This is a genomic window from Cellulosimicrobium sp. RS (assembly GCF_046159675.1).
Lineage (GTDB): Bacteria > Actinomycetota > Actinomycetes > Actinomycetales > Cellulomonadaceae > Cellulosimicrobium > Cellulosimicrobium funkei.
On record NZ_JBJXVU010000009.1, the window covers coordinates 34,047 to 58,305 of the forward strand.

Genomic DNA, 24,259 nt, shown 5'->3' on the forward strand with positions numbered 1-24,259 from the left:
CGGCCCGGGTGCACGACGCCGGGCGGGCGGGCCCCGGTCAGGAGACGCCGTGCAGACGCGCGTGCAGCGCGCGGACCTCCACCTCGAGCTCGTACGCGGGACCGCGCACGGCGACGCCGGGCGCGACGTCGCCGATCGCGAGCGGGCGCACCGGGCCCGGCGCGACGCCCCACTCCTCCAGCCACCCGACGAGCTGCGTCGTGCTCGCGGCGTAGACGACCGGGCCGAGGCCGACCCACGCGTGCGCCGCGCTGCACATCGCGCAGTGCTCGCCGGACGTGTAGACGGTCGCGTCGCGCCGCTCCTCGGGCGTGAGGTGCGCGGCGGCCCAGCGGGCGATCTCGAGCTCGGGGTGCCGGGTCGCGTCGCCGTCCTTGACGCGGTTGCGGTCCTCGAACCGCACGACCCCGTCGCGGTCGACGAGGAGCGAGCCGAACGGCTCGTCGCCGTCGTCGAGCGCCTCGCGCGCCAGCTCGACGCAGCGGCGCAGGTGCACGAGGTCGTCGGCGGTCGGCAGGGGCATGCTCTGGTCGCTCATGGCGTCATCCTCGCCCGCTCACGGCGCGACCGCGAGGGCGGCCCGCACGTCCGCGACGAACCCGTCCACGTCGCCCGGGGTCGTGTCCCACGCGCACATCCACCGCACCTCGACGCGGTCGGGCGTCTCGCCCGACCCCCAGTCGTAGAACCGGTGCCGCTCGCGCAGGCGCGCGACCGCCGTGCGCGGGAGCGTCGCGAACACCGCGTTGACGAGCGTGGGCTGGGTGAAGGCGAGGCCCGACGCCGGGCCCGGGGCGGCGCCGTCGGGCCCGACGACGGCCGACACGACGGCGTCCGCGAGCCCCGCGCGCAGCCGCGCGGCCATCGCGTTCGCGTGCCGGGCGTTGCGCAGCCACAGCTCGTCGGCGTCGGCGACCTCGTCGACCTCGGCCACGACGTCGCCGACCGGCTCGAAGAGCGCGAGGAGCTGCGCGGAGACGTAGCGCATCTTCGACGCGAGCTGCATCGTCGACTTGCGCACGAACTCCACGCCGTCGACGGCGGACGGGTCGAGCACGACGACCGCCTCGCCGAGCGCGAGCCCGTTCTTGGTGCCGCCGAACGACAGCACGTCCACGCCCGCGTCGGTCGTCAGGGCGCGGAGCGGGACGCCGAGCGCCGCGGCGGCGTTCGCGAGGCGCGACCCGTCGAGGTGCACCCGCATGCCGCGCGCGTGCGCGGCGTCGGCCACGGCGCGGATCTCGTCCGCCGTGTAGAGCGTGCCGAGCTCGGTGGACTGCGTGAGCGACACGACGAGCGGCTGCGCGCGGTGCGGGTCGCCGAGGTCGCCCGCGAACCGCTCGACGGCGTCGGGCGTGAGCTTCCCGTCGGGCGCGGGCACCGTGAGCACCTTGACCCCGCCCACCCGCTCGGGGGCGCCGTTCTCGTCCGTGTTGAGGTGCGCGTGCTCCGACGCCACGACGGCCCCCCAGCGGGGGAGCGTCGCCATGAGCGCGACGACGTTCGCGCCCGTCCCCGTGAGCACGGGGTACGCGGTGGCGTCGGGCCCGAACCGCGCGCGCACCGCGTCCTGGAGGCGCGCGGTCCACGGGTCCTCGCCGTACGAGATCTCGTGCCCGGCGCTCGCGGCGGCGAGCGCGGCGAGGACGTCGGGGTGAGCGGGGGAGTAGTTGTCCGAGGCGAACGAGGTCACGTGCCCAGCGTAGGTCGGCGGGGCGGCCCGGCCGCGCGCGAGCGGGCCGGGGCGCGCCTAGCGTCGAGGGTGGACGCGGTGCGCGTCCTCAGGACCGCGCGCAGCGCGCGAAGCACGGAGGTGCAGCCATGACCACGAACCCCGACCAGCCCGGCACGGGTCCGGGCTCCCCGGCGGAGCCGACGGTGGAGCCGCCCAAGTCGCCCGGTCCGCCGCCCGACCCCTCGGAGCCGCCGCACGACCCGAGCCACGACGACCCGGTCCCCGGCGGGCCGGCCGACCCGTCGCCCGACGTCCCCGACCGGCCGTCGTCCCCGGGTCGGCCCGTCGGACCCGACGAGCCGACCCACGGCTGACGCTCCGGGTCCACGCCGGTCGGGTGCCGGTCGGCACCCGCCCCGCCCCGCGCACGCCCGGCCGCGCCGGCTCAGAGGAGCCGGCGCGACCCGGGCGGCGTGACGCGCAGCCAGCGGAACCCGTAGCCGTCGAGGCGCACCTCGGCGCTGCCGTCGGGCGCCGGCTCGACGTCGTCCGCGTCGAGGACGTCGACGAGCCGCGCCTCGTCGGGGAGGTCCCCCAGCGGCACCCGCACGACGACCGGGTCCGGCGACAGGTTGTGCAGCGTCACCATGGAGGCGTCCTGCCAGGTGGTGCGCAGCGCCAGCACGGACGGCTCGGGGGAGTCGAGCACCTGCGCGTCGCCCCAGCCCAGCTCGGGGCACTCGCGGTAGCGGTGCGCGAGCATCCGCACGAACGTGAGCAGCGACTCCGGGTCGCGGCGCTGGTCGGCGACGTTGACGTGATCGGGTGCGTAGCCGTCGCCCGGCAGCGGCGCCGCGAGCCGACGCGCCGGGGCACGGGAGAACCCGCCGTTCGGCCCGGACGTCCACTGCATGGGCGTCCGCACGGCGAGGCGCCCCGGCACGTCGAGGTTCTCGCCCATGCCGATCTCCTCGCCGTAGAACAGCACCGGCGTCCCCGGCAGCGAGAAGAGCAGCGAGTACACCATCCGCAGGTGACGTGGGTCGCCACCCAGCATCGGGGGCAGCCGCCGTCGCAGCCCGCGCCCGTAGAGCTGCATGTCCTCCTCGGGACCGAACGCCGCGAACACCTCGGCGCGCTCGTCGTCCGTGAGCTTGTCGAGCGTGAGCTCGTCGTGGTTGCGCACGAACGTGGCCCACTGGGTGTCGCGGGGGATGGGCGGGCGCGCGGCGAGCGACCCGGCGAGCGGGCGGGCGTCGTGCCGGGCGAGCGACAGGTACAGCGCCTGCATCGCGTTGAAGTCGAACTGCAGCGTCAGCTCGTTGCTCGTCACCCCGCCGGGGTCGCCGTCGGTCGGGTCGCCGTCCCCGAAGTACCGCGCCTGCTCCTCGTACGGCAGGTTGACCTCGCCCATGAGGATCGCGTCGCCCGACCGCCGCCCCACGAACGCGCGCAGCACGCGCAGCAGGTCGTGGGGGTCGTCGATCTCGTCGCCCGGGTTCGCGGCCACGTCGGTCAGCGCGTAGGGGACGGCATCGACGCGGAAGCCCGAGATGCCGAGCTCAAGCCAGAACCCGATCGTCTTGGCGATCGCGTCCCGCACGTGCGGGTTCGCGGTGTTGAGGTCGGGCTGGTGCCGGTAGAACCGGTGCCGGTACCACTCGCCCGAGGCCTCGTCGAGCGTCCAGATGCCCTCCTCCTGGTCGGGGAACACGACCTGGTCCTTGGTCGACGGCGGCTCGTCGGACCGCCACACGTAGTAGTCCCGGAACGGGGACGACGTCGACCGCCGCGCCGAGCGGAACCACGGGTGGCGGTCGGACGTGTGGTTGACGACGAGGTCCACGATCACGCGGATGCCCCGGTCGCGCGCGGTCCGCACGAGCTCGACCACGTCGCCCAGGTCGCCCAGGCGCGGGTCGACGCCGAGGAAGTCGGTGATGTCGTAGCCGTCGTCGCGGTCGGCCGTCGGGTAGAACGGCATGAGCCACAGGCACGTCACCCCGAGGTCGGCCAGGTGGTCGATCCGCTGGACCAGGCCGGGGAAGTCGCCGATCCCGTCGTCGTCCCAGTCCATGAAGGTCTCGACGTCGAGGCAGTAGACGACCGCGTTCTTCCACCACAGGTCACCGGTGTCGCGGATCCTCACGCCGCACCCCCGTCCGGCGTGGCGGCGGCGCACGCCTCGCGCAGCCGGGGCAGGAGGGTCTCGCCGGCCGCGTCGAGGAACGCGTCCTGCTGCTGCCCCACGTGGTGCAGGTACACCTCGTCGAACCCGCACGCGACCATCTCGGCGACGCGGTCCGCGAGCCGCTGGGGGTCGTGCTCGACGAGCACCGTGCCGCGCACCTCCTCCGGGCGCACGAGCTCCGCCACCGCGTCGTACTGCTCCGGGGTCTCGAGGTGCCAGTTGACGCTGGGCGGCAGGAGGTTCGACCGCCACTGGTCGTGCGCGACGGCGAACGCCGCCTCGTCGTCCGTGCCCCACGCGACGTGCACCTGGAGCGCGAGCGGCCCGCGGCCCCCGGCGTCGCGGTACTCGCCGACGACCTGGCGCAGCGACTCGACGGGCTGGTTCACGGTGACGAGGCCGTCGGCCCAGTCGGCGTGGCGGCGCGCCGTGGCGGGGGTGACGGCCGGACCGACGAGCCGCGGCGCGACGTCGGGCAGCGACCACACGCGTGCCCGGTCCACCGTGACGTGCCCATGGTGCGTGACCTCCTCGCCCGCGAGGAGGGCCCGGATGACGTCGACGCACTCGCGCAGCCGGGCGTCGCGCTCGGCCTTCGTGGGCCAGCGGTCGCCCGTGACGTGCTCGTTCATCGCCTCGCCCGAGCCGAGCGCGGCCCAGAACCGGCCCGGGAACATCGCGCCGAGCGTCGCGATCGCCTGCGCGACGATCGCCGGGTGGTAGCGCTGGCCGGGGGCGGTGACGACGCCGAACGGCAGCGCGGTCGTCGCGAGCGCGGCGCCGAGCCACGACCACGCGAACCCGGACTCGCCCTGGCGCTCGCTCCAGGGGGCCAGGTGGTCGGAGCACATGGCGGCGTCGAAGCCGACCTGCTCGGCGCGGCGGGCCGCGGCGAGGAGGGGGCCGGGCGGGATCTGCTCGTGGGAGGCGTGGAAGCCGACGGTGACCATGGCGCCCAGTGAACCGACCCTCGCCGTGCCACGCTCGGCGAGGAGGGGGAACGGTGGAGGCTCCGTGGCCGCGCCGCGGGGCCCGGCGCGCCCGGGACTCGCGCCCGTACGCTGACGGGATGCGCCTGCTGACCTGGACGTTCGCCGTCTATCTCGCCGCCGTCCTGGTCGTGACGCTCTGGCCGTCGCCGCAGTCCACCGACGCGCCCGGCTGGGCGACGTCCACGCTCGGCTTCCTCCAGGGCCTCGGGATCCCGATCACGCTGCCGGTGCTCGAGGCGCTCGCCAACGTCGTGATGTTCGGGCCGTTCGGCGTGCTCGGCGTGCCCCTCCTGCGGGGCGCGGCCGCCCGCCGGGGTCGCGCCGTCCCGGGCGTGTGGCGCGCCGTCGGGCTCGTGACGCTCGCGGGCTGCGCCCTCTCGGTCGCGATCGAGCTCACCCAGAACCTCCTGCCCGGCCGCGTCCCGACGGTCCAGGACGTCGTCCTGAACACGGCCGGCGCGCTCCTGGGCGCCGTGCTCGTGGCCGCGGTGCTCGCGGTCGGGGCGGCGCGCCGCACGGCCGCGCCCCGCCGCTGAGCGCTCCCGAGCACTCCTGTGCGCCGCGGCGGCGCCGTCAGGCGATCGTGCCGTCGACGTAGGACCAGCGGTCGCCCTCCCGGACGAACCGGCTGACCTCGTGGAGCCGGCCGCGGTCGGCCGGGTCGGTGCGCGAGCGGTGGTGCGCGACGAACTCGACGACCCCGGTCGTGTCGAACGGGCCGCCCGCCTCGGTGCGCACGACGTCGAGGCGACGCCACTCGACGTCGTCGTCGAGGTCGAGGTCGAGGTCGGCGGGCCGGGTGGAGGGGTGCCAGGTCGCGCGCAGGTAGTCGGCGTCGCCGACGGCGAACGCGCTGTAGCGCGAGCGCATGAGCGCCTCGGCGGTCGGTGCGTGCGGGCCCGGGGCGGCGCCGTCCGGGCCGGGGCGCAGCCCGGCGTGGTACCGGCCGCAGCACGACCCGTAGGTGTCGCCGGAGAGGCACGGGCAGCGTGCGTCGTCGTCGAGGGGGTTCCCGGTCATGCGGCCGCATCCTACGGGCGGGACGTGCGGAGGCGGGCCGCGCACGACGGCGCCCGCCCACCGACCGGTGAGCGGGCGCCGTCGTGCGCGTCAGTCCTGCGGGTCCCAGGGGCCCCAGCGGTCGCCGGGCGCCTGGTTCCGGGTCCACCACTTCGCGGTGTACGTCGTGCCCTCGTACGTCACGCTGTCGCCCTTGACGTAGACGCGGCTCGGCTTCCACGCGCCGACCCCGGCGGAGTCGACCCCCGCGATCTCCTCCCACGGGCCCCACGCGTCGGCACCGGGCGTCTGGCCCTTCGTCCACCACTGCGCGCGCCACACGGCGCCGCCGTAGGTGACCGTGGTGCCGCCCGCGTACGCGGTGCCCTTCGACCAGGCCGGCGGCTCGGTGTACGTCGGCTGGGCCTGCGGGTTGAACTCGTCCGTCACGACCGACTTCGCGGCGTTCGTCACCGGGTCGTCGAGCAGCAGGACGTCGAGGCCCTGCTGGATGTCGTTCGAGATGATCGCGCCGTTGTACCAGTACGCCGACCACGAGCCGCCGAGGATCAGCCGCTCCGCGGACAGCGGGCCACGGTCGAACCACGCGATCTCGACGGGGTTCGCCGAGTCCGTGAAGTCCCACACCGAGATGCCGCCCTGGTACCAGGCCTGGACCATGATGTCGCGGCCCGGGACGGGGATGAGCGAGCCGTTGTGCGCGACGCAGTTCTCCGTCGCGGCCTGCTCCCGCTCGATCTTGTAGTAGCTCTTGAACACGAGCTCGCCGCCCACGATGTCGTAGATGGCGTCCGCGCCCTTCTCCGGCCCGACGGTCGGGTTGCACGTCGGCGCCCCGCCGCCGCCCAGCTCGTCCGTGAAGACGACCTTCGTGCCGGCGTTGTTGAACGTCGCGGAGTGCCAGAACGCGAAGTTCGTCGTGTCCCGGACGACCTCGGTCACCACCGGGTGCGCGCGGTCGGAGATGTCGAGCAGGATGCCGTCGCCCATGCACGCGCCCGCCGCGAGGTCCTTCGACGGGTAGGTCGTGATGTCGTGGCAGCCCGACGTCGTGCTCGAGCCGTTGCCGCCCGGGTTGCCGCCGTCGGGGAAGAGGAGGGGCGTCGAGACGAGCTCCGCCGCGGCGGGGTCGTCGAGCGGGATCTGCACGACCGAGATGAGGTCGTGCGGGGGCTGGCAGTCGGGGAACGCCGCGTTCGGGCTGTACGACGAGACGTAGACGAACAGCTCCTCGCCGTCCTGCGACGGCGCGAGGGAGTGCGTGTGGGAGCCGCACTGCGTCTCGACGGACGCCACGTACTCGGGCGCCGTCGGCTCGGAGATGTCGAAGACCTTGATGCCCTCCCACGACTCCTTGATCGCGGCGCTCTGGGCGACGTTCTCGCACGAGTCGTTGCTGCGCGAGGAGTCGGTGCTGAGGACGAGCAGGTCGCCGTAGACGGAGATGTCGTTCTGGGACCCGGGGCAGACGACCTGGGCGACCTGCTGCGGGGCGGTCGGGTTCGCGACGTCGTACACGGTGAAGCCGCCGTAGTTCCCGGCGAACGCGTACCGGCCCTGGAACGCGAGGTCGGTGCTGTACTGGCCCTCGGGCGCGAAGCCGCCGTTCTTCGGGATGTTGGCGACGTGCGCGAGGTTGGGGCTGCCGGCCGTCTCCCCGGGCGCCAGGACGTCGGTGGCCTGGGCGAGGGGGGCGAGGCGCTGTGCGGGGAGGTCTGCGAGCGAGGCGGCGGCCTGGTCGGTGAGCGCCGCCACCGCCTCGGGGGAGCCGTCGGACGGCTCCGCGGCGGCGGTCGTGGCGACCGCGAGGGTCGAGACGGCGAGGGTCGCCGCCAGGGACGAGGCGAGCAGGACCCGGCTCCGGTGCCGGTGCGTCTGCCGGTGCGTTCTTCGATGCACGAGGGAAACACCTCCTTGGTAGGGTGCTGCAAATTCTGGCGGGCAAATGTGATCTGGACCACTCAAACCGGGCGGTTCGCGACGATCTTTTACACGGAGGGAACAGCGCGGGTGCAGATTTTTCCCAGCCGTAACACAGCGCGGCGCAGCGCCGCGCGTGCCCTGACCTGCGGCGTCACCGCGACCGGCCTCGCGCTCGGCGCCGCGCTCGGTCTCGCCGCGTGCACGCCCGACCCGCAGCCGACGTCGACGCCGTCGAGCGTCGTCGTGCAGCCCGGGCGGCCGGGGGAGGACGCGACGACCGTCGCCCCCGACGACTACGCGGGGGCGCCCGACGAGGGCTCGTGGAACCAGGCGGACGCCGCGTTCGTCACGGGCATGATCGAGCACCACCTCCAGGCGCTCGAGATCGCCGCGCTCGCACCCGACCGCGCCGGGTCCGACGCCGTGCGGTCGTTCGCGGAGCGCGTTACCGCCGCGCAGGGCCCCGAGGTGCACGCGCTCGCGTCGTGGCTGCGGGCCCGCGACCTCGCCGTGCCCGAGGGCGCGCAGGACGCGGGCGGGACCGGCCCGCGCGCGCCCGACGGTGGCCACGACCACGGCGACGGCACCGCCGGGATGCTCTCGGACGAGCAGCTCGCGGCGCTCGAGGCCGCGAGCGGGCCGGAGTTCGACCGCCTGTTCCTCGAGGGGATGATCCAGCACCACGAGGGCGCGCTCGCGATGGTCGACGTCGTGCTCGTCGAGGGGGAGGACCTCTTCGCGAACGAGATGGCGGCCGAGACGGCAGCCGGCCAGGGCGGCGAGATCGACCGCATGCGGGACCTCCTCGCCGCGCTCTGACCGCGGGCGCCCGGGTCGCGGCCCCCGAGCCGCCGCCGTACGGTCGGGACGTACGCGTGCTGCCACCCGACGGCGAGGAGGCCCCGTGGAGCGCTCCGACGGCACGACGGCGCCCGGAGAGAGCCCCGAGCGGAAGCAGTCACCGGCCCGTCCACGGGGCAGCCCGATGCTCATCGTGCTCATGATCATCGTGGTCCTCCCGTCGGTCCTCCTGGCCGACTCGTGGGGGGCGGGGGCGGTCGGGATCATCGGCGGCCTGACCGGGCTGTTCTCGCTCGTCGCGTTCATGGGCGGTCCGCTCCGGGCCGACCTGCGGGTCGTCGCCGTGCTGGGACCGCTGCTCGTGGTCGCCGCGGCGGTCCCGCGGCTCCTGGCGGAGACGTCGCGCCCCGCGGCGGTCGCGCTCGTCGTCGTGCTCGGGTTCGTGGCCGCGCTGTTCCCCCTGCTCGGCGAGCGCTACGCGACCGTCGGCCTCGGCCTGGGCATGACCACCGTCTTCGGCTACGGTTACGCCCCCCAGGGCGGGGCCGACCACCGGCAGGTCGTGCTGGCGGCCGTCGCCGGCGTGGTCGTGGCGGTGCTGCTGCGGGTCGTCATGGGCCTGCCCGACCCGTCGAAGACCACGCGGGAGCAGGTCGCCGCGGTGCTCGACGCCGCGGACCCCACCGCCGCGACGGCGACCGCGTTCCGCACCTGGCTCGGCGACGGTCGCAAGCGCTGGCTCGCCGGCGTGCTCGACGGGGCCTCGCGCTACCGGCTGGCGCGGCACACCGCCCGGCTGACCGGGGACGCGTCCCCGGACGACCTCGCCGCCCTGGAGCGGCGCGCCGAGGACCTGGCCGCGCGCGTGCGCGCCCGGCCGCGGCGCGCCGCGGGCCCGGCGCCTTCGCCGGCACCCGACCCCGCGTCGTCGACCGCCGTCGGCCCCGCCGGCGACGCGGCCCGTGCCCTGGACGCGGTCGAGCAGGCGCTGACACGCCACGACACGTCCGCGGTCCGGCTGGGGCGCGGCCCGCGCCACCAGTTCCTCGACGCCGTCCAGCACCCGTCCGGGCGGCTGCGGTCCGTGCAGGTCCGGCACGCGTTCCGCACCGCGCTCGCGCTGCTGGTGATGCTCCTCGTCACGTCCGGCCTGGAGCGGGGGGACCCGCTCGTCTCCACCGTGCTGCTGACCACCTTCAGCATCGTCCAGGCGAGCTGGCGCGACACCGTCACCAAGGCGCGGAACAAGATCCTCGGCCTCGTCTCGGGCTCGATCGGCGTCGCGGTGGTGCTGCTCGTCGTGCCGCAGCGGTACCTCACGCTCGTCGCCGTCGTCGCGCTGTGCCTGGGCCTGTGGTTCATCGCCGCGCGCCCGGCCCTGGGGGCCGCCTTCATGGTGGTCGTCAGCGTCGGCTTCAACTCCGTCACGCGCGATCTCGACCCGGTCGCCCTGCTCGCGCAGTACGTCGGCCTCACGGTGTGCGCGGTCGTGGTCGGGGTCGTCCTCGGGTTCGTCGTGGTCCCGAGCTTCCGCCCACCACCGTTGCGGCAGCGGGTCGAGACCGCGACGGCGGCCACCGCCGCCGCCCTCCGCGCCGGGGCGGTCGGCGTGGGGCCGGCGCCGCGTGCGGAGGACGTCGCGCTCGTCCGGGAGGCCGTGTACGAGCAGGACGAGCTGGTCCCCGACCGCGAGCACCTCGACGACCGGCAGGCCGAGGAGCTCGACGACCTGCGCGCCGCGCTGCGTGACGTGATCGTCCTCGCGAACGCGACGCAGATCGACGACGACGAGCGCGCCGCGGTCCTGCGGACGCTGAGCCCGGACGGGGCGACGCCGTCGGACGACGGCCCGACCCGGGGCGCGCCGAGCGCGGGGGACGGGCCCGACGCGGGGGAGGCGCCCGGTGCGGGGGCCTCGACACTGCTGGACCTCGCCCGCCGCGCGGCGTCGGCCGAGCGCTACCTGCTGACGACCCTCCCCGCCCCGTCCTGAGCGGTACCCACGACCCGCGAGCCGCTCCCCGGACGCGCGACGGCGGCCCGACCCCGGGAGGGGCGGGCCGCCGTCGGGCGTGCGGGACGGGTCAGCAGGACAGGTTGTTGCCCGTCGTCGTGCCGAGGATCTGGGCGAACCGCTGGAACGCGGCGATGCGCGACTGCACCTGCGCCGGGTTCCCGCCGTTGCACTCCATCGTGCCGTTGATCGAGCGGATGGACTCGCCGAAGCCGGCGCCCGACACGATCGCCTGGTGCCCGGACATCGAACCCGCGCCCGACTGCGTGTTCCAGAACCACAGGCCGGTCTTCCACGCGACGGCGGAGTTCTGCTCGACGAGGTACGGGTTGTTGAGCAGGTCGATGCCGAGCGCGTCGCCCGCGGCCTTGTAGTTGTAGTTCCAGCTCAGCTGGATCGGGCCCTTGCCGTAGTAGGCGGACTGGCCCGCCGGGCAGCCGTACGGCTTCGAGGTGTCGCAGTAGTGCGGGTAGTTCGCGGTGTTGATCTCCTTGACGTACACGAGGCCGCCGGTCTCGTGGTTGACGTTGGCGAGGAACGCCGCGGCCTCGCGCTTGGCGACCTCGGCGCCGCCCGTCGTCGCGAAGCCCGGGTAGGCGGACAGCGCGTCGACGAGGCCCTGGTACGTGTAGAACGGGTTCCGGTTGGGGAACATCTGGTTGAACTGCGCCTCGGAGACGACGAACCCGGTCGGGTTGCCGGGGTTCCCGGGGTTCCCGGGGTTGCCGGGGTTCGTGCCGCCGCCGCAGGCGCCCTGGCTGCGCCAGACGCCCCACTCGCCGGTGGTGCCGGGCGTGTCGCCCTGGGTCCACCAGCCGGCCTTCCAGTTCTGGCCGCCGTGGGAGACGACGGCGCCGCCCGTGTAGACGGCGCTCGCGCTCCAGGGGGCGGCGCACGTCGCGGCGTGCGCCTGCTGCGCCGGGCCTGCGACGGACCACGAGAGCGCTCCCGCGAGCGCGAGGACGAGGCTGAGGAGCAGGGCGAGAGGGCGGGAGGTCGGCCGGGCGGCGGCCGTCGTGGGCGCCGCGGGGGAGGACGACGCCGGGGCTCGCGTGTGCATCGGTGCACCTTTCGTCGGTGGTCGGGTCGCTTCGAGCCTGACCGCCGCGCGGCGTCGTGGACAACCCCCCTACGCGGAACCCCGTACCCGTGGGAGCCCGAGGTAGAGCCCCGGTCTGCCGAGGTAGAGCCGAGGTCCGGACCACGGCTCTACCTCGGCGGACCGGGGCTCTACCTCGCGGGACCAGGGCTCTACCTCGTGGTGGGGGACGAGCGTCGCGGGGGCGGCGGGGTTGACGTCCGGGTGGGGCGGGTGCGAGAGTGTCCGCCAACCCGGAAACGTTTCCAGGACTGTCGAGGTCGTCAGTCTGGAAACGTTTCCAGAACGACGGTCCTTCGACGACGAGGTGGACGACAGTGACGTCATCACGCGCCACGCTGATCCAGGTGGCACAGCGGGCCGGGGTCTCCCTGGCCTCGACCTCCCGTGCGCTGCACGGGACGGGCGCGAGCCCCGCGATGGTCGAGCGCGTGCGCGCCGCGGCCACCGAGCTGGGGTACAGCCCGGACGCCATCGGGCGCTCGCTGCGCCTCAAGAAGACGTTCCAGGTGGCGTTCGCCGTCGCGGACATCGGCAACCCCGTCTACGTCGAGATGATGACGGCGATCCACGAGGTGCTCGCTCCGCACGGCTACCGCGTCGTCGTCATGACGACGGGGGACACCACGCGGTCCACCGTCGAGCTCGTGCGCAGCCTGTCGAGCGGCTTCGTCGACGCCATGATCCTCAGCCCGCTGCGCACCGACGACGAGCTCGTCGAGGAGATCCGCGAGGCGCCGGTGCCCGTCGTCGTCATCGGCCGCACGCTCGCGGACCGCGGCATCGACTCGGTGTCCACGGACTCGGCAGGCGGGATCGGCGAGGCGGTGCGGCACCTGCTCGGCCTCGGCCGCCGCCGGATCGCGTTCCTCAACGGCCCCCTCGACACGACCCCCGGTGAGGCGCGCCAGCGCGGCTTCGACGCCGCGACGCGCGCCGCCGACTTCGACGCCGAGCGGGTCGAGGTCGCGCCCGCCCTCGACTTCACCGTCGCCGCGGGCCTCGCGACGACGCGCGCGCTGCTCGACGCCACGGACGACGACGCCCGCCCGGACGCGATCGTCGCGGCCAACGACCTCCTCGCCATCGGCGCCATCCGGGCCGTGCGCGAGCGCGGGCTCTCGGTCCCCGAGGACGTCGCGGTGACCGGCATGGACGACACGGAGATCGGCCGCGTGTTCCAGCCCTCCCTGACGAGCGTCTCGCTCGGCTCGACGGAGCGTGGGCGCGTCGCCGCGCAGCTCGTCGTGGACCTCGTCGACGGCGACGCGGAGCCCGGGCGGCACACCGCCGTCGGGCCGCGCCTCGTCGTGCGCGAGTCGACCGCCCCCGGGGGTGGTTCCCGGTGAGCGCACCGACCCTCGCGGGCGACCCCCGTCGCTCGGCCCTGCGCCCCGACCGCGGCCCGGTGCGCCGGACCGGCGGCATGGCCCGCGCCAAGCGGCGCGAGGCGATCGCGCTCGTCATGCCGTCGCTCCTGCCGATCCTCGTGCTCAGCGTCGCGCCGCTCGTCATGGGCGTCGCCCTCGCGTTCACCGACGCGCGGCTCGTGCGCCAGCCGGACTACCAGTTCGTCGGCGTCGACAACTTCGTGCGCCTCGCGGACAACTCGTTCTTCTGGGACTCGTTCCGCATCGGCATGATCTGGGCCGTCTCGGTGACGCTGCTCCAGCTCGTCGCGGCGATGGGCCTCGCGCTCCTGCTCAACTCGGGGCTCCGGCTCCAGGGCCTGACGCGCGTGCTCGCACTCATCCCGTGGGCCATGCCGCCGGTCGTCGTGGCGATCATGTGGCAGATGATCTACTCGCCCAACGCGGGGCCGCTCAACGCGTTCCTCGGCGCCCTGGGCCTGCCGGACGACATCAACTGGCTCGCGGACTTCTCGACCGCCCTGCCCGCGGTGATCGTCGTCGGGGTGTGGGTCGGCATGCCGCAGACCACCGTGACGCTGCTCGCGGGGCTCCAGCAGATCCCGGACGAGCTCCACGAGGCCGCCGCGATGGACGGCGCAGGCGCGTGGCGCCGCTTCACCGCGGTGACGCTCCCGAGCCTGCGCCCGATCATCACCTCGATCACGTCGCTGAACTTCATCTGGAACTTCAACTCGTTCTCGCTGGTCTACGTGCTCACCGAGGGCGGGCCGGGCGGCCGGACCATGCTCCCGATGCTCTTCACGTACCTCGAGGCGTTCAAGAACCGCAACATCGGCTACGCCGCCGCGATGGGCGTCGTCCTCGTCGTCGTGGTCGTCCTCCTGCTCGCGATCTACCTGCGGTCGCAGTTCCGCTCCGAGAAGGAGAGCTGACCCGTGCGCGCACTCGTCCGCCCCGCCCAGTACGCGGCCCTGGGGTTCTACATCCTGTTCCTCGGCTTCCCGCTGCTCTGGCTGATCTCCGCCTCGCTCAAGTCCTCGGGCGAGCTCAACTCGCTCACCGTGAGCCTGATCCCGCAGGACTGGCACTGGGAGAACTACTCCCAGGCGCTGGCGCGGCAGGGCCTCGTCCGCTCGGCCTGGAACAGCGCGATCGTCGCGGTCGTGTCCACGCTGCTCGTCATCGTCATCGCGCTGCCGGCGTCGTATGTGCTCGCCCGGCTGCGGGGCAAGATCCGCGCGGCGGGCGTCGGCTGGATCCTCGTGAGCCAGGTGTTCCCGGTGATCCTCATCATCCTGCCGCTGTTCCTCATCCTGCGGACCATCGGGCTCACGGACTCGCTCGTCGGCCTCACGCTCGTGCACACCACGTACACGCTGCCGTTCGCGCTGTGGATGATGCAGGGCTACGTCAGCGCCATCCCCGTGGACCTCGAGGAGGCGGGCTCCATGGACGGCGCGAGCCGGCTCACGGTCCTGCGCACCATCGTCTTCCCGCTGCTCATGCCCGGGATCGTCGCGACCGCGATGTTCAGCTTCGTGTCCTCGTGGAACGAGTTCTTCTTCGCGCTCGTGCTGCTGCAGTCGCCCGAGAACTACACGCTGCCCATCACGCTGAAGATGTTCATCGGCGGCGAGGGCAAGGTGGCGCTCGGCCCCCTCGCCGCGGGCTCCGTGCTCGCGGCCATCCCCAGCATCGTCTTCTTCTCGATCATGCAGAAGAAGCTCACCGGCGGCCTGCTCTCGGGCGCGGTGAAGGGCTGACCGTGACCCCCTCCGCGCCCGGTCCCGCCCCCAGGCTCTCCCGACCCCACCCCCACCCGAAAGGTAGAACCATGAAGACTCGTGGTGCGTCCATCGCCGCATGCCTCACGATCACGACCCTGCTCGTCGCGTCCTGCTCCAGCGGGGGCGGCAGCGGGGACGACGGCGCCGACGGCGGCACGGTGACGCTGAAGTTCCAGTCGCTGTCCGACCAGCCCGCCGCGATCGAGGCGACCGAGAAGATCGTCGCCGACTGGAACGAGGCGAACCCCGACGTCCAGGTCGAGATCGTGCCCGCCGGCTGGGACGGCATCTACGACAAGCTCATCACCCAGTTCAACGGCGGCGCCGCGCCGGACATCATCCACTACGAGGCCGCGAGCATCGTGCCGTTCGCGGTCGACGGGTACCTCGCGGACCTCTCGGAGTACATGTCCGACGAGCGCCGGGACGACATCCCCGAAGGCATCCTCGACGCCGTGACGGTCGACGACCAGGTCATCGCGTACCCGACCGAGCTGCAGTCCTACATGGTCTTCGCCAACAAGACGATGCTCGACGCGGCCGGCGTCGAGATCCCCACGGGCGAGACGATGACGTGGGACGAGCTGCGGCAGATCGCGCAGGCCACGACGAAGGACGGCGCGTACGGGCTCGGGTGGGGGCTCGCGAGCCCGACGGCCGCGTTCATGGCGATGGCCCCCGGCTTCGGCGGCGAGTACTTCGAGGGCACCGGCGCGGACGCGAGCATCACCATCGGCGAGGGCGAGATGGCCCTGCCGGAGCTCGTGGACACGATGGCGCACACCGACAGCACGGTGCTGCCGGTGACCCTCACGCAGTCCGGGTCGGAGACGCTCGCGTCGTTCTACGCCGGCGACGTCGCGATGACCATCCAGGGCTCGTTCCAGGCGGCGAACATCGCGAACGACGTGCCCGAGGGCTTCGACTGGGTCGTGCTGCCCCCGCTCGAGGGCCCCGACGGCGCCGAGCAGGCCGCGAACCCGCAGACGCTCTCGGTGAACATCGACTCCGAGCACGTCGAGGAGTCCGCGGAGTTCATCGAGTTCTTCACGCAGACGGAGAACCTCGCCGCGCTCAACGAGGCGGACGCGCTCATCCCCGCGACGACGTCGGCCCAGGAGGCCATGGCGGAGTCGCTCGGCGACGAGAACGGCTGGTCGACGATCCTCTCCTCCGGCCAGCACCTCACCTCGGCGCCGTACCTGTTCGTCGACGCGTACGCGCAGTGGAAGGACACCGTCGCGACGCCCGCGTACCAGAAGTTCCTCGCCCAGGAGATCGACGCCGACCAGCTCGCGACCGAGCTCGAGTCGGGCTGGGCCGAGATCACCAAGTAGCACTCTCGGTCGCTCGCCGCGGCACCGCGTCACGGGTCGCGGCGAGCACCGAGCAGCAGCGGCCGGGCGGCCGCGCACGCGACCGCCCAGCCGGGAACCGCGACCCGCACGGGTCGCACCGGCGCGAGGCGCCGAGACGGATCGACAGGGAGTGGATCGTGACCTGGCTGGACGACCGAGCGGTGGCAGTGATCACCGGAGCGGCGGTGGGGGACGCGCTGGGAGGCGCCACGGAGGGCTGGACGCCCGAGCAGATCGAGGAGCGCCACGGCGGCCGCGTGACGGGGATCGTGGAGCCCTGGTACCCGAACTGGCAGGACGCGCGTCCGATCGCGCCCTACCACAAGGGTGACGGGCACATCACGGACGACACCCTCATGACGCGCGCGCTCGTGGAGGTGTACGCGAAGCGCCGCGAGCACCTCGACGCGTACGCGATGGCCGAGGACCTCGTTCCCCTCATGATCGGCGAGCCGCGCTGGATCCCCGAGCTCGAGTCCACGGCCCTGCTGCTCCAGCGCGTGTTCCTCGCGGAGAAGTGGATCGTCGCGCGCCTGCACTACGGGCACGTCGACCCGCGCGAGGCCGGGGTGGGGAACGTCGTCAACTGCGGCGCCGCGATGTACGTCGCGCCCGTCGGGCTCGCGAACGCGGGCGACCCGCGCGGCGCGTACGCCGAGGCGATCGACCTGACCGGCGCGCACCAGTCGAGCTACGGCCGCGAGGCGGCGGGCGTGTTCGCGGCCATGGTCGCCGCGTCCGTCGCGCCGGGGGCCACGGTCGACGACGTCGTGCACGCCGCGCTCGACGTCGCGCACGACGGCACGGCCGCCGCGCTCCAGGCCGTCGTCGAGGCGTTCGACGGCTGGACGACGGCGCCCACCACCGACGAGGAGGAGCGCGCCCTCGCGCGGCTGATCCGCGACACGGTCGCGCCGTTCGACTCGGTCGGGCCCGCGTACCGGCAGATGTCGATGGACGCGCGGCGCCCGTCGCGCACCAAGTCCATCGAGGAGCTGCCCGCGGCGCTCGGCTTCGTGCTCGGGCACCGCGGCGACTTCCGCGGCGCGGTCCTCGGCGCCGTGAACTACGGCCGCGACGCCGACTCGATCGCCGTGATGGCCGGCGCGGTGTGCGCGGGCCTCGGCGGGACCGCCGTCGTGCCGGACGAGTGGCTCGACGCGATCGAGGAGGCGAGCCGCATGGACGTCCGGGAGACCGGGCGGCTCATGGCGTCCGCCGCGCAGGACATCCTGCGGGCCGACCGCGAGCGCGCGACCGCCCGCCTGCGCGCGCTCGCCGAGCTCGGCAACGCGCCCGTCGACGGCGGGGCCCTCGCCGCGCGGGCGGGTGACCCGGCGTGAGGCTGACCTGGGCCCAGCCCGAGGACCTGCTCGCGCACGAGCTCGTCCAGGCCGCGGCGGAGGGCAAGGACCCCGCGGCGCTCGCGGACGTGCGCGAGCGCTGGGCCGCCGCGGGCGGGGACCCCGTCCCCGCGGTGAGCGGGGCCGGTCCCGTCCCCGCGACCCCGGATCTGCGCGCGCTCGCGCGCGACCTGCTCGTGGAGCTCGACGCGCTGCCCGCGGCGCCCGCGCCGCACGAGCCCGACGACTGGGACGCGATCCTCACCACGCTCCCGGCGGCGCCCGGCCTGCCCACCCGCCCGGGCGCCGTCGGGTCCTCCGCCGGCACGGGGACCGGCGCCGCCGACGCCGCGTACGCGGACCGCGTGCTCGGCGCGTGGACCGGGCGCGCGGCGGGCTGCCTGCTCGGCAAGCCCGTGGAGAAGATCCCGCGCGCCGGGATCGAGGAGATCCTGCGCGCCACGGGCCGGTGGCCGCTGGACCGCTGGTTCACCGCCGTCGGGCTGCCCGACGACGTCGCCGCGCGCTGGCCGTGGAACCGGCGCAGCGCCCCGACGTCGCTCGAGGAGAACATCGACGGGATGCCCGAGGACGACGACCTCAACTACCCGATCCTCGCGCTCGCCCTGCTGGAGCGGCACGGTCGCGGCTTCACGACGGACGACGTCGCGCAGCTCTGGCTCGACGCGCTGCCCGCAGGCCGCGTGTTCACGGCCGAGCGCGCCGCGTACCGCAACATCCTGGACGCGCGGCCGGTGCCGGAGACGGCGACGCACCACAACCCGTTCCGGGAGTGGATCGGCGCGCTCATCCGCACGGACGTGCTCGGCTGGGTCTCGCCCGGCGACGTGCGCGAGGCCGCGCGCCTCGCGTGGACGGACGCGCGCCTGAGCCACACGCGCAACGGCGTGTACGGCGCGATGTGGGCGGCCGCGCTCGCGTCGGCGGCGATGGTCTGCGAGACGGTGGACGAGGTGCTCGACGCGGCGGACGCCGTCGTGCCGCCAGGCAGCCGCCTGGCCGCGGCGATCCGGCTCGGGCGGGACGCGGGCCGCGACGGCGACGCGTCCGAGGCGGGCGTGCGCGCCGGGCTCGACACGATCCACGCGGAGTACGGCGACCTGCACTGGGTGCACGTGCTCAACAACGCCGCGGTGATCGCCTACGCGCTCACCGCGGGTCGCGGCGCGGACGGCCGCGGCGACTTCGGCGCGAGCGTCGCGATCGCCGTCACCGCGGGCTGGGACACCGATTCCGCGGGGGCGACGGTCGGCGGCGTGGTGGGTGCGCTGCAGGGCGTCGAGGGCATCGGCCAGCGGTGGACGCGCCCGCTCGACGGCCACATCGCGACCTCGCTGCCCGGCGGGGAGCAGAGGATCGTGGACCTCGCGGCGCGGACGGTCGCGCTCGCGACGGTCCCGGTCGTGGTGGCCGGGGGAGCCGTGCAGGGTCCCACGGAGGAGGCGCAGGCATGAGCACGACGGCGGACGGGGAGCAGGGCGCCACGGTCCCGGGCGGGTCGGGACGGGTCGTGGTGGTGGGGTCGGCGAACGTCGACCTCGTCGTCGACGTGCCGCGGCACCCCGGCGGTGGTGAGACCATCCTCGGCGGCGAGCTGCGGCGCAACCCGGGCGGCAAGGGCGCGAACCAGGCGGTCGGCGCGGCGCGCGCGGGCGGTGCCGACACGACGTTCGTCGGCGCGCTCGGGCACGACGACGCGGCCGACCTGCTGCTCGCGTCGCTCGACCGCGGCGGCGTGCGGACCGACCTCGTCGAGCGCGTGGACGCCGCGACGGGCACCGCGCTCATCACCGTCTCGCCCGACGGCGAGAACGCGATCGTCGTCGCGCCCGGCGCGAACTCGCACGTGACGGTCGGCGCGGCGCAGGCCGAGCGGATCGCCGCGGCGGACGTCGTGCTCGCGCAGCTCGAGATCCCGCTCGACGTCGTGCGCGCCGCCGCCGCGGCGCGCCGCCCGGGCGCGCTGCTGGTCCTCAACGCGGCGCCGTCGCGCGAGCTGCCCGACGACGTGTGGGCCGCGCTCGACGTGCTCGTCGTCAACGAGCACGAGGCGGCGGACCTGGCGGGCGCCTCCGGCGACGCCGAACCGAGCGCGCTCGCGGGGCTGCTGCTGGAGCGCGTGCCGGCCGTCGTCGTGACGCTGGGCGGCCGGGGAAGCCTCGTGCTCGAACGCCTGCCCGGCGGCAAGCTGCTGACCCTCGTGCCTGCGGTCCCCGTCGAGGCGGTGGACACGACCGGCGCGGGCGACACGTTCTGCGGCGTCCTCGCCGCGGCGCTCGCGCGCGGCGCCGACCTGCCCGACGCCGCGCGGCTCGCCGCCGCCGCGGGCGCGCTCGCCGTGACCCGGCCCGGCGCGCAGGACGCCGTGCCCGACGCGGCGGACGTCGTCGCGCTCGCCGAGCGCGCCGCGAACCCCGACCGACCGACCTGAGCCCGTCCGCAGCACGTCCGAGCGCGGGCCCGGCCCGCCGAGGGAAAGGCACCATGACCTACACGTTCGACCCGCTGGTCCCGCGCCCGATCGACCTGCCGACCGAGGTCGCGCTCGACGGGCCGCTCACGCCCGAGCAGTCCCTCGCGCTCGACGAGGCGAAGATCTTCGTCGGCCCGGCCGACCCCGCCGACCGCCCGGCCTGGCGCGAGCGCCTCGCCGCGTGGCGCGACGACGCGCGCCGTCGCCACGGGTACACGGGCGCCGCGTACGACCGCCCGGACGCGGCGTGGGCCGCGGGGTGCTCGACGGTCGCGCAGGTGTGGCTCTGGGACGAGCTGCTGTACTCGTTCGAGGAGCACCGGTTCACGCCGGAGCGGTTCCTCGCCGACGCGCGCGAGCGGTTCGGCGGCCTCGACGCCGTGGTGCTGTGGCACGCGTACCCCGTCATCGGGATCGACGACCGCAACCAGTGGGACTTCTACCGCGACGTCCCGGGGATCGTCGACCTCGTACAGACGTTCCACGACGCGGGCCTGCACGTGTTCGTCGACTACAACCCGTGGGACGTCGGCACGCGCCGCGGCGACGACGACCTCACCGAGCTCGCCGCCGTCGTGCGCGAGCTCGGCGCCGACGGCGTCTTCCTCGACACGCTGAAGAAGGCCGAGCCGGAGCTCGTCGCGCGGCTCGAGGCCGCGCGCCCGGGCATCGTCCTGGAGGGCGAGTCCAAGCTCCCGGTCGAGCGCATCGAGGACCACTCGTCCTCGTGGGCGCAGTTCTTCGCAGACTCGCCCGTGCCCGGCGTGCTGCGCGCGCACTGGTACGAGCGCCGGCACATGCAGCACCACGTGCGCCGCTGGCACCGCGACCACTCCGAGGAGCTCCAGTCCGCGTGGCTCAACGGCGTGGGCGTCATGGTGTGGGAGGTCGTGTTCGGCGTGTGGGTCGGCTGGTCGCGGCGCGACGCCGCGACCGTGACGCGCCTGGTCACGGTCCAGCGCGCCGCGCGTCCGCTGCTGCTCGACGGCGAGTGGACGCCGCTGGCCGAGCTCGCGCCCGAGGCCGAGGCCGCCGGGGTGTACGCGTCGCGCTGGGAGCTCGACGGCGTGACCCTGTGGACGCTCGTCAACCGCGGCGAGACGGACCACGACGGCCCGCTGCTCCCGGACGGCACGCCCGGGCGCGTGCCCGGCCGCGGCATCGCCGTGGTGCTGCACGTGGCCGACGGCGCCGCCGAGCCCGCGTGGCTGCCGCACCTGCGCGACGTGGTCGCCTCGCTCGACGAGACCGCGCCGCACGACCCCGACGCGCGGTTCCCGCACCGGCTCGCGCGGCGCCTCGACGCCTCTGTCCCCACGTCCGCTCCGACCGGGGGGACGGACCCGGCCGGGCCGGGGGCCGTCGTCGGGCAGGACGCCGCCCGGGCGTCGGGCGCGCCCGGGGCGGGGGCCGTCGTCGTGCCTGCGGGGCCGTACGTGCTGACCATCCGGTACCGCGCGCGCGAGACCGGGATGTACCAGGGCGCGCCGTACGTGGACGAGTGGAAGCCGCTCCCGCCGCGCCTGCACGACGCGCGGACCCTCCAGCGCGACGGCGAGCTCGCCGCCCCGGTGGCGGTGGGCCGCGACGTGACGAACGCGGAGTTCGCGGAGTTCCTCACGGCCACCGGGTACGTGCCCGCCGTCGCGCACCGCTTCCTCGCGCACTGGGGCGACGGCCGTCCCGTGCCCGGCACGGAGGACGAGCCCGTGACGTTCGTCGATCTCGACGACGCGCGCGCGTTCTGCGCGTGGCGCGGCGGGCGCCTGCCTACCGAGGACGAGTGGCAGCTCGCGGCAGAGCAGCCCGGCTGGACGCGCGGCGAGCCCGCCGTGTGGAGCTGGACGGGCTCCGAGCACTCGGACGGCCGCACGCGGTTCGTCATGCTCAAGGGCGGCAGCGACCACCGCGCCGAGGGCTCCGACTGGTACGTCGAGGGCGGGCGCCACGCGGCCGACTACGCGGTCAAGCTCCTCGTCCCCGGCCTGGGGCTCGCGCGCGGCGCGACCGTCGGGTTCCGCTGCGCGTGGGACCTCGCCGACGACGCGACGGGGGTGACGGCATGACGGACGCACCGCGCGTCTCGCGCGACCCGGCCGCGGGCGCGCTCGCGGGCCTGCGCGTCGTCGACGCGTCGACGCTGTTCGCCGGGCCCATGGCGGCGATGCACCTCGGCGACCTGGGCGCCGACGTCGTCAAGGTCGAGCACCCCACGAAGCCCGACCCGTCGCGGACGCACGGCGCCGCGAAGGACGGCGTGAACCTGTGGTGGAAGACGCTCGGGCGCAACAAGCGCACCGTCACCGCGAACCTCGGGAGCGACGGCGGCCGCGAGGTGTTCCTCGCTCTCGCCGCCGAGGCGGACGTCGTCGTCGAGAACTTCCGGCCCGGCACGCTCGAGCGCTGGGGCCTCGGCTACGACGAGCTGTCCGCGCGCAACCCGCGGCTCGTGCTCGCGCGCGTGAGCGGGTTCGGGCAGGTCGGGCCGTACCGCACCCGCCCCGGGTTCGGCACGCTCGCCGAGGCGATGAGCGGGTTCGCCGCGATGACCGGCGAGCCCGACGGCCCGCCGACCCTCCCGCCGTTCGGGCTCGCCGACGGCGTCGCGTCGCTCGCGACCGCGTTCGCCGTCATGGTCGCGCTGTCCACGCGCGAGCGCACCGGGCACGGGCAGGTCGTCGACACGGCGATCATCGAGCCCATCCTCGCGATGCTCGGGCCGCAGATCACGCGCTGGGACCAGCTCCGCACCGTGCAGCCGCGCACCGGCAACCGGTCCGCGAACAACGCGCCGCGCAACACCTATCGCACGCGCGACGGGCAGTGGGTCGCGGTGTCGACGTCGGCGCAGTCCATCGCCGAGCGCGTCCTGCGCCTCGTCGGGCGCCCCGAGATCGTCGACGAGCCGTGGTTCGCGAGCGGCGTCGAGCGCGCGCAGCACGCCGACCTGCTCGACGAGGCCGTCGGCGGCTGGATCGCGCAGCGCACGCGCGACGAGGTCGTCGCCGCGTTCGAGGAGGCGCAGGCCGCCGTCGCGCCGATCTACGACGCCCAGGACATCGTCGACGACCCGCAGTTCCGCGCGCTCGGCACGATCCACGAGATCGAGGACCCCGAGCTCGGCCCGATGCTCATGCAGGGACCGCTGTTCCGGATGTCCGAGAACGACGGCGTCATCCGCTTCACCGGCCGCGCGCACGGGGCCGACACCGACGCCGTGCTCGGCGAGCTGGGCTTCTCGCCCGAGCGCGTCACCGAGCTCCGGGCCGAGGGGGCGGTGTGACGGGCCGGGGCGACCGGCCGGGCGCCGGGCCGCCGCTGACGCTGCTGTACGTGCCCGCGGACCGGCCCGACCGGGTGGCCAAGGCGCTCGGGTCCACGGCCGACGTCGTGCTCGTCGACCTCGAGGACGCCGTCGCGCCGGCGCGCAAGGACGAGGCGCGGGCGCACGCCGTCGCGCTGCTCGACGACGCGGCCGCCGCGCGCGGCGTCCAGGTGCGGATCAACCACCCCGCGACGCCGTGGCACGCCGCCGACGTCGCGGCCCTCGCGGGCATGCCGCTCGCCGTCGGGGCGCGCGCGCCGAAGGTCGAGTCCGCCGACGAGGTGCGCGCGCTCGCGGCGGCGCTCCCCGGGCGGGCGCTGCACCTGCTGGTCGAGTCGGCCCTCGGCGTCGAGCGTGCGTTCGAGCTCGCGACGGCGTCGCCGCAGGTCGCGTCCCTCGGGCTCGGCGAGGCCGACCTGCGCTCCGACCTGCGGGTCGACGACGAGGCCGGGCTCGCGTGGGCACGCAGCCGGGTCGTCGTCGCGGCCCGGGCGGCGGGGCTGCCGTCGCCCGCGATGTCCGCGTTCACGCACGTGCGCGACCTCGACGGGCTCGCGGCGTCGTGCCGCGCCGGGCGGTCCCTCGGGTTCTGCGGCCGCACCGCGATCCACCCCGCGCAGCTCGACACCATCCGCGACGCGTTCCTCCCGACCCCGGCCGAGGTGGACCGCGCGCGCGAGGTCGTCGAGCGCGTCGGCGACGCCGCGGCGTCGGGCACGGGCGTCGTGGCGCTCGCGGACGGCACGTTCCTCGACGTCGCGATGGTCGAGCGCGCGCGCACCGTGCTGGCCCTGGCGGACCGCCGCCCGCCCGGCTAACGCGACCGAGAACGACCCTCCTCCCGGTCGAGCACGACGTTGCTGT

The 24,259-nt window shown here is 74.8% G+C and carries 21 protein-coding genes; 14 read left to right on the forward strand and 7 right to left on the reverse strand.

What is annotated here, in order from left to right:
* Positions 1-37: 37 nt before the first annotated feature.
* Positions 38-538, reverse strand: a complete 501-nt coding sequence (locus ACI769_RS14300) for a nucleoside deaminase (RefSeq protein ID WP_043659420.1) — start codon at positions 536-538, stop codon at positions 38-40.
* Positions 539-556: 18 nt separating this feature from the next.
* Positions 557-1,693 (reverse strand): low specificity L-threonine aldolase, encoded by a 1,137-nt coding sequence (locus tag ACI769_RS14305; protein WP_144722193.1) that lies wholly within the window; start codon positions 1,691-1,693, stop codon positions 557-559.
* A gap of 128 nt (positions 1,694-1,821) precedes the next feature.
* Here ACI769_RS14305 and ACI769_RS14310 point away from each other — a divergent pair, with 128 nt between their 5' ends.
* Positions 1,822-2,049, forward strand: coding sequence for a hypothetical protein (locus tag ACI769_RS14310; RefSeq protein WP_144722192.1), 228 nt, complete (start codon positions 1,822-1,824; stop codon positions 2,047-2,049).
* A 71-nt stretch (positions 2,050-2,120) separates the two neighbouring features.
* Here ACI769_RS14310 and ACI769_RS14315 read toward each other — a convergent pair whose 3' ends face one another.
* Both ACI769_RS14315 and ACI769_RS14320 read right to left on the reverse strand, forming a co-directional pair.
* Positions 2,121-3,824 carry an alpha-amylase family protein gene (locus ACI769_RS14315; RefSeq protein ID WP_409141789.1) on the reverse strand — a complete coding sequence of 568 codons (1,704 nt, stop codon included), beginning with the start codon at positions 3,822-3,824 and terminating at the stop codon, positions 2,121-2,123.
* Positions 3,821-4,816 carry a TIGR03885 family FMN-dependent LLM class oxidoreductase gene (locus tag ACI769_RS14320; RefSeq protein ID WP_409141790.1) on the reverse strand — a complete coding sequence of 332 codons (996 nt, stop codon included), beginning with the start codon at positions 4,814-4,816 and terminating at the stop codon, positions 3,821-3,823. Before ACI769_RS14320 ends, ACI769_RS14315 begins: the two co-directional genes overlap by 4 nt.
* A 119-nt stretch (positions 4,817-4,935) precedes the next feature.
* Here ACI769_RS14320 and ACI769_RS14325 point away from each other — a divergent pair, with 119 nt between their 5' ends.
* Positions 4,936-5,394: a VanZ family protein gene (locus ACI769_RS14325; protein ID WP_051876684.1), complete on the forward strand. Its 459-nt coding sequence runs from the start codon at positions 4,936-4,938 to the stop codon at positions 5,392-5,394.
* A gap of 37 nt (positions 5,395-5,431) precedes the next feature.
* On the opposite strand, the gene ACI769_RS14330 is transcribed toward ACI769_RS14325, so the two are convergent.
* On the reverse strand, positions 5,432-5,878 hold the full coding sequence (locus ACI769_RS14330; protein ID WP_034653287.1) for a YchJ family protein: 447 nt from the start codon (positions 5,876-5,878) through the stop codon (positions 5,432-5,434).
* 90 nt (positions 5,879-5,968) lie between these two features.
* Complete coding sequence (locus ACI769_RS14335) at positions 5,969-7,777, reverse strand: carbohydrate-binding protein (protein ID WP_409141791.1); 1,809 nt, start codon at positions 7,775-7,777, stop codon at positions 5,969-5,971.
* Positions 7,778-7,888: 111 nt separating this feature from the next.
* Between ACI769_RS14335 and ACI769_RS14340 the strand changes: the two genes are divergently transcribed.
* Entirely contained in the window at positions 7,889-8,620 is a 732-nt protein-coding gene (locus tag ACI769_RS14340) for a DUF305 domain-containing protein (protein ID WP_409141792.1), read from the forward strand.
* Between the two features lie 85 nt (positions 8,621-8,705).
* The gene (locus ACI769_RS14345) at positions 8,706-10,595 is read left to right on the forward strand and encodes an FUSC family protein (RefSeq protein WP_137280904.1); all 1,890 of its coding nucleotides are present in this window, start codon (positions 8,706-8,708) and stop codon (positions 10,593-10,595) included.
* Between the two features lie 91 nt (positions 10,596-10,686).
* Here the strand turns inward: ACI769_RS14345 and ACI769_RS14350 are convergent, their stop codons facing one another.
* Positions 10,687-11,676, reverse strand: a complete 990-nt coding sequence (locus ACI769_RS14350; protein ID WP_144722186.1) for a glycoside hydrolase family 19 protein — start codon at positions 11,674-11,676, stop codon at positions 10,687-10,689.
* 356 nt (positions 11,677-12,032) lie between these two features.
* On the opposite strand from ACI769_RS14350, the gene ACI769_RS14355 reads away from it, so the two are divergent.
* The 10 genes from ACI769_RS14355 to ACI769_RS14400 all read left to right on the forward strand — a co-directional run bounded on the left by ACI769_RS14355 (position 12,033) and on the right by ACI769_RS14400 (position 24,213).
* A complete protein-coding gene (locus tag ACI769_RS14355; RefSeq protein ID WP_021481797.1) occupies positions 12,033-13,064 on the forward strand; it encodes a LacI family DNA-binding transcriptional regulator in 1,032 nt (343 codons plus the stop codon).
* Complete coding sequence (locus tag ACI769_RS14360) at positions 13,061-14,020, forward strand: carbohydrate ABC transporter permease (protein WP_021481798.1); 960 nt, start codon at positions 13,061-13,063, stop codon at positions 14,018-14,020. The genes ACI769_RS14355 and ACI769_RS14360 overlap by 4 nt, the downstream gene beginning before the upstream one ends.
* A gap of 3 nt (positions 14,021-14,023) precedes the next feature.
* Positions 14,024-14,851 carry a carbohydrate ABC transporter permease gene (locus ACI769_RS14365; protein WP_021481799.1) on the forward strand — a complete coding sequence of 276 codons (828 nt, stop codon included), beginning with the start codon at positions 14,024-14,026 and terminating at the stop codon, positions 14,849-14,851.
* Positions 14,852-14,922: 71 nt separating this feature from the next.
* Positions 14,923-16,212 carry an ABC transporter substrate-binding protein gene (locus ACI769_RS14370; protein WP_409141793.1) on the forward strand — a complete coding sequence of 430 codons (1,290 nt, stop codon included), beginning with the start codon at positions 14,923-14,925 and terminating at the stop codon, positions 16,210-16,212.
* A 158-nt stretch (positions 16,213-16,370) separates the two neighbouring features.
* Complete coding sequence (locus ACI769_RS14375) at positions 16,371-17,576, forward strand: ADP-ribosylglycohydrolase family protein (RefSeq protein ID WP_085387131.1); 1,206 nt, start codon at positions 16,371-16,373, stop codon at positions 17,574-17,576.
* The gene (locus ACI769_RS14380; protein WP_409141794.1) at positions 17,573-19,051 is read left to right on the forward strand and encodes an ADP-ribosylglycohydrolase family protein; all 1,479 of its coding nucleotides are present in this window, start codon (positions 17,573-17,575) and stop codon (positions 19,049-19,051) included. Before ACI769_RS14375 ends, ACI769_RS14380 begins: the two co-directional genes overlap by 4 nt.
* Positions 19,048-20,028: a ribokinase gene (locus tag ACI769_RS14385; protein WP_409141795.1), complete on the forward strand. Its 981-nt coding sequence runs from the start codon at positions 19,048-19,050 to the stop codon at positions 20,026-20,028. Before ACI769_RS14380 ends, ACI769_RS14385 begins: the two co-directional genes overlap by 4 nt.
* A gap of 53 nt (positions 20,029-20,081) precedes the next feature.
* Entirely contained in the window at positions 20,082-22,136 is a 2,055-nt protein-coding gene (locus ACI769_RS14390; RefSeq protein WP_409141796.1) for an SUMF1/EgtB/PvdO family nonheme iron enzyme, read from the forward strand.
* Positions 22,133-23,353: a CaiB/BaiF CoA transferase family protein gene (locus tag ACI769_RS14395; protein ID WP_409141797.1), complete on the forward strand. Its 1,221-nt coding sequence runs from the start codon at positions 22,133-22,135 to the stop codon at positions 23,351-23,353. Before ACI769_RS14390 ends, ACI769_RS14395 begins: the two co-directional genes overlap by 4 nt.
* Entirely contained in the window at positions 23,350-24,213 is an 864-nt protein-coding gene (locus ACI769_RS14400) for an HpcH/HpaI aldolase/citrate lyase family protein (protein WP_409141798.1), read from the forward strand. Before ACI769_RS14395 ends, ACI769_RS14400 begins: the two co-directional genes overlap by 4 nt.
* Positions 24,214-24,259 lie beyond the last annotated feature (46 nt).

What these genes read in the sequence shown, in the direction of transcription:
- ACI769_RS14300 (WP_043659420.1), bottom strand. Translation starts at nt 538, where the DNA reads ATGAGCGACCAGAGCATGCCCCTGCCGACCGCCGACGACCTCGTGCAC.
- ACI769_RS14310 (WP_144722192.1), top strand. Translation starts at nt 1,822, where the DNA reads ATGACCACGAACCCCGACCAGCCCGGCACGGGTCCGGGCTCCCCGGCG.
- ACI769_RS14320 (WP_409141790.1), bottom strand. Translation starts at nt 4,816, where the DNA reads ATGGTCACCGTCGGCTTCCACGCCTCCCACGAGCAGATCCCGCCCGGC.
- ACI769_RS14325 (WP_051876684.1), top strand. Translation starts at nt 4,936, where the DNA reads ATGCGCCTGCTGACCTGGACGTTCGCCGTCTATCTCGCCGCCGTCCTG.
- ACI769_RS14330 (WP_034653287.1), bottom strand. Translation starts at nt 5,878, where the DNA reads ATGACCGGGAACCCCCTCGACGACGACGCACGCTGCCCGTGCCTCTCC.
- ACI769_RS14350 (WP_144722186.1), bottom strand. Translation starts at nt 11,676, where the DNA reads ATGCACACGCGAGCCCCGGCGTCGTCCTCCCCCGCGGCGCCCACGACG.
- ACI769_RS14370 (WP_409141793.1), top strand. Translation starts at nt 14,923, where the DNA reads ATGAAGACTCGTGGTGCGTCCATCGCCGCATGCCTCACGATCACGACC.
- ACI769_RS14385 (WP_409141795.1), top strand. Translation starts at nt 19,048, where the DNA reads ATGAGCACGACGGCGGACGGGGAGCAGGGCGCCACGGTCCCGGGCGGG.
- ACI769_RS14390 (WP_409141796.1), top strand. Translation starts at nt 20,082, where the DNA reads ATGACCTACACGTTCGACCCGCTGGTCCCGCGCCCGATCGACCTGCCG.
- ACI769_RS14395 (WP_409141797.1), top strand. Translation starts at nt 22,133, where the DNA reads ATGACGGACGCACCGCGCGTCTCGCGCGACCCGGCCGCGGGCGCGCTC.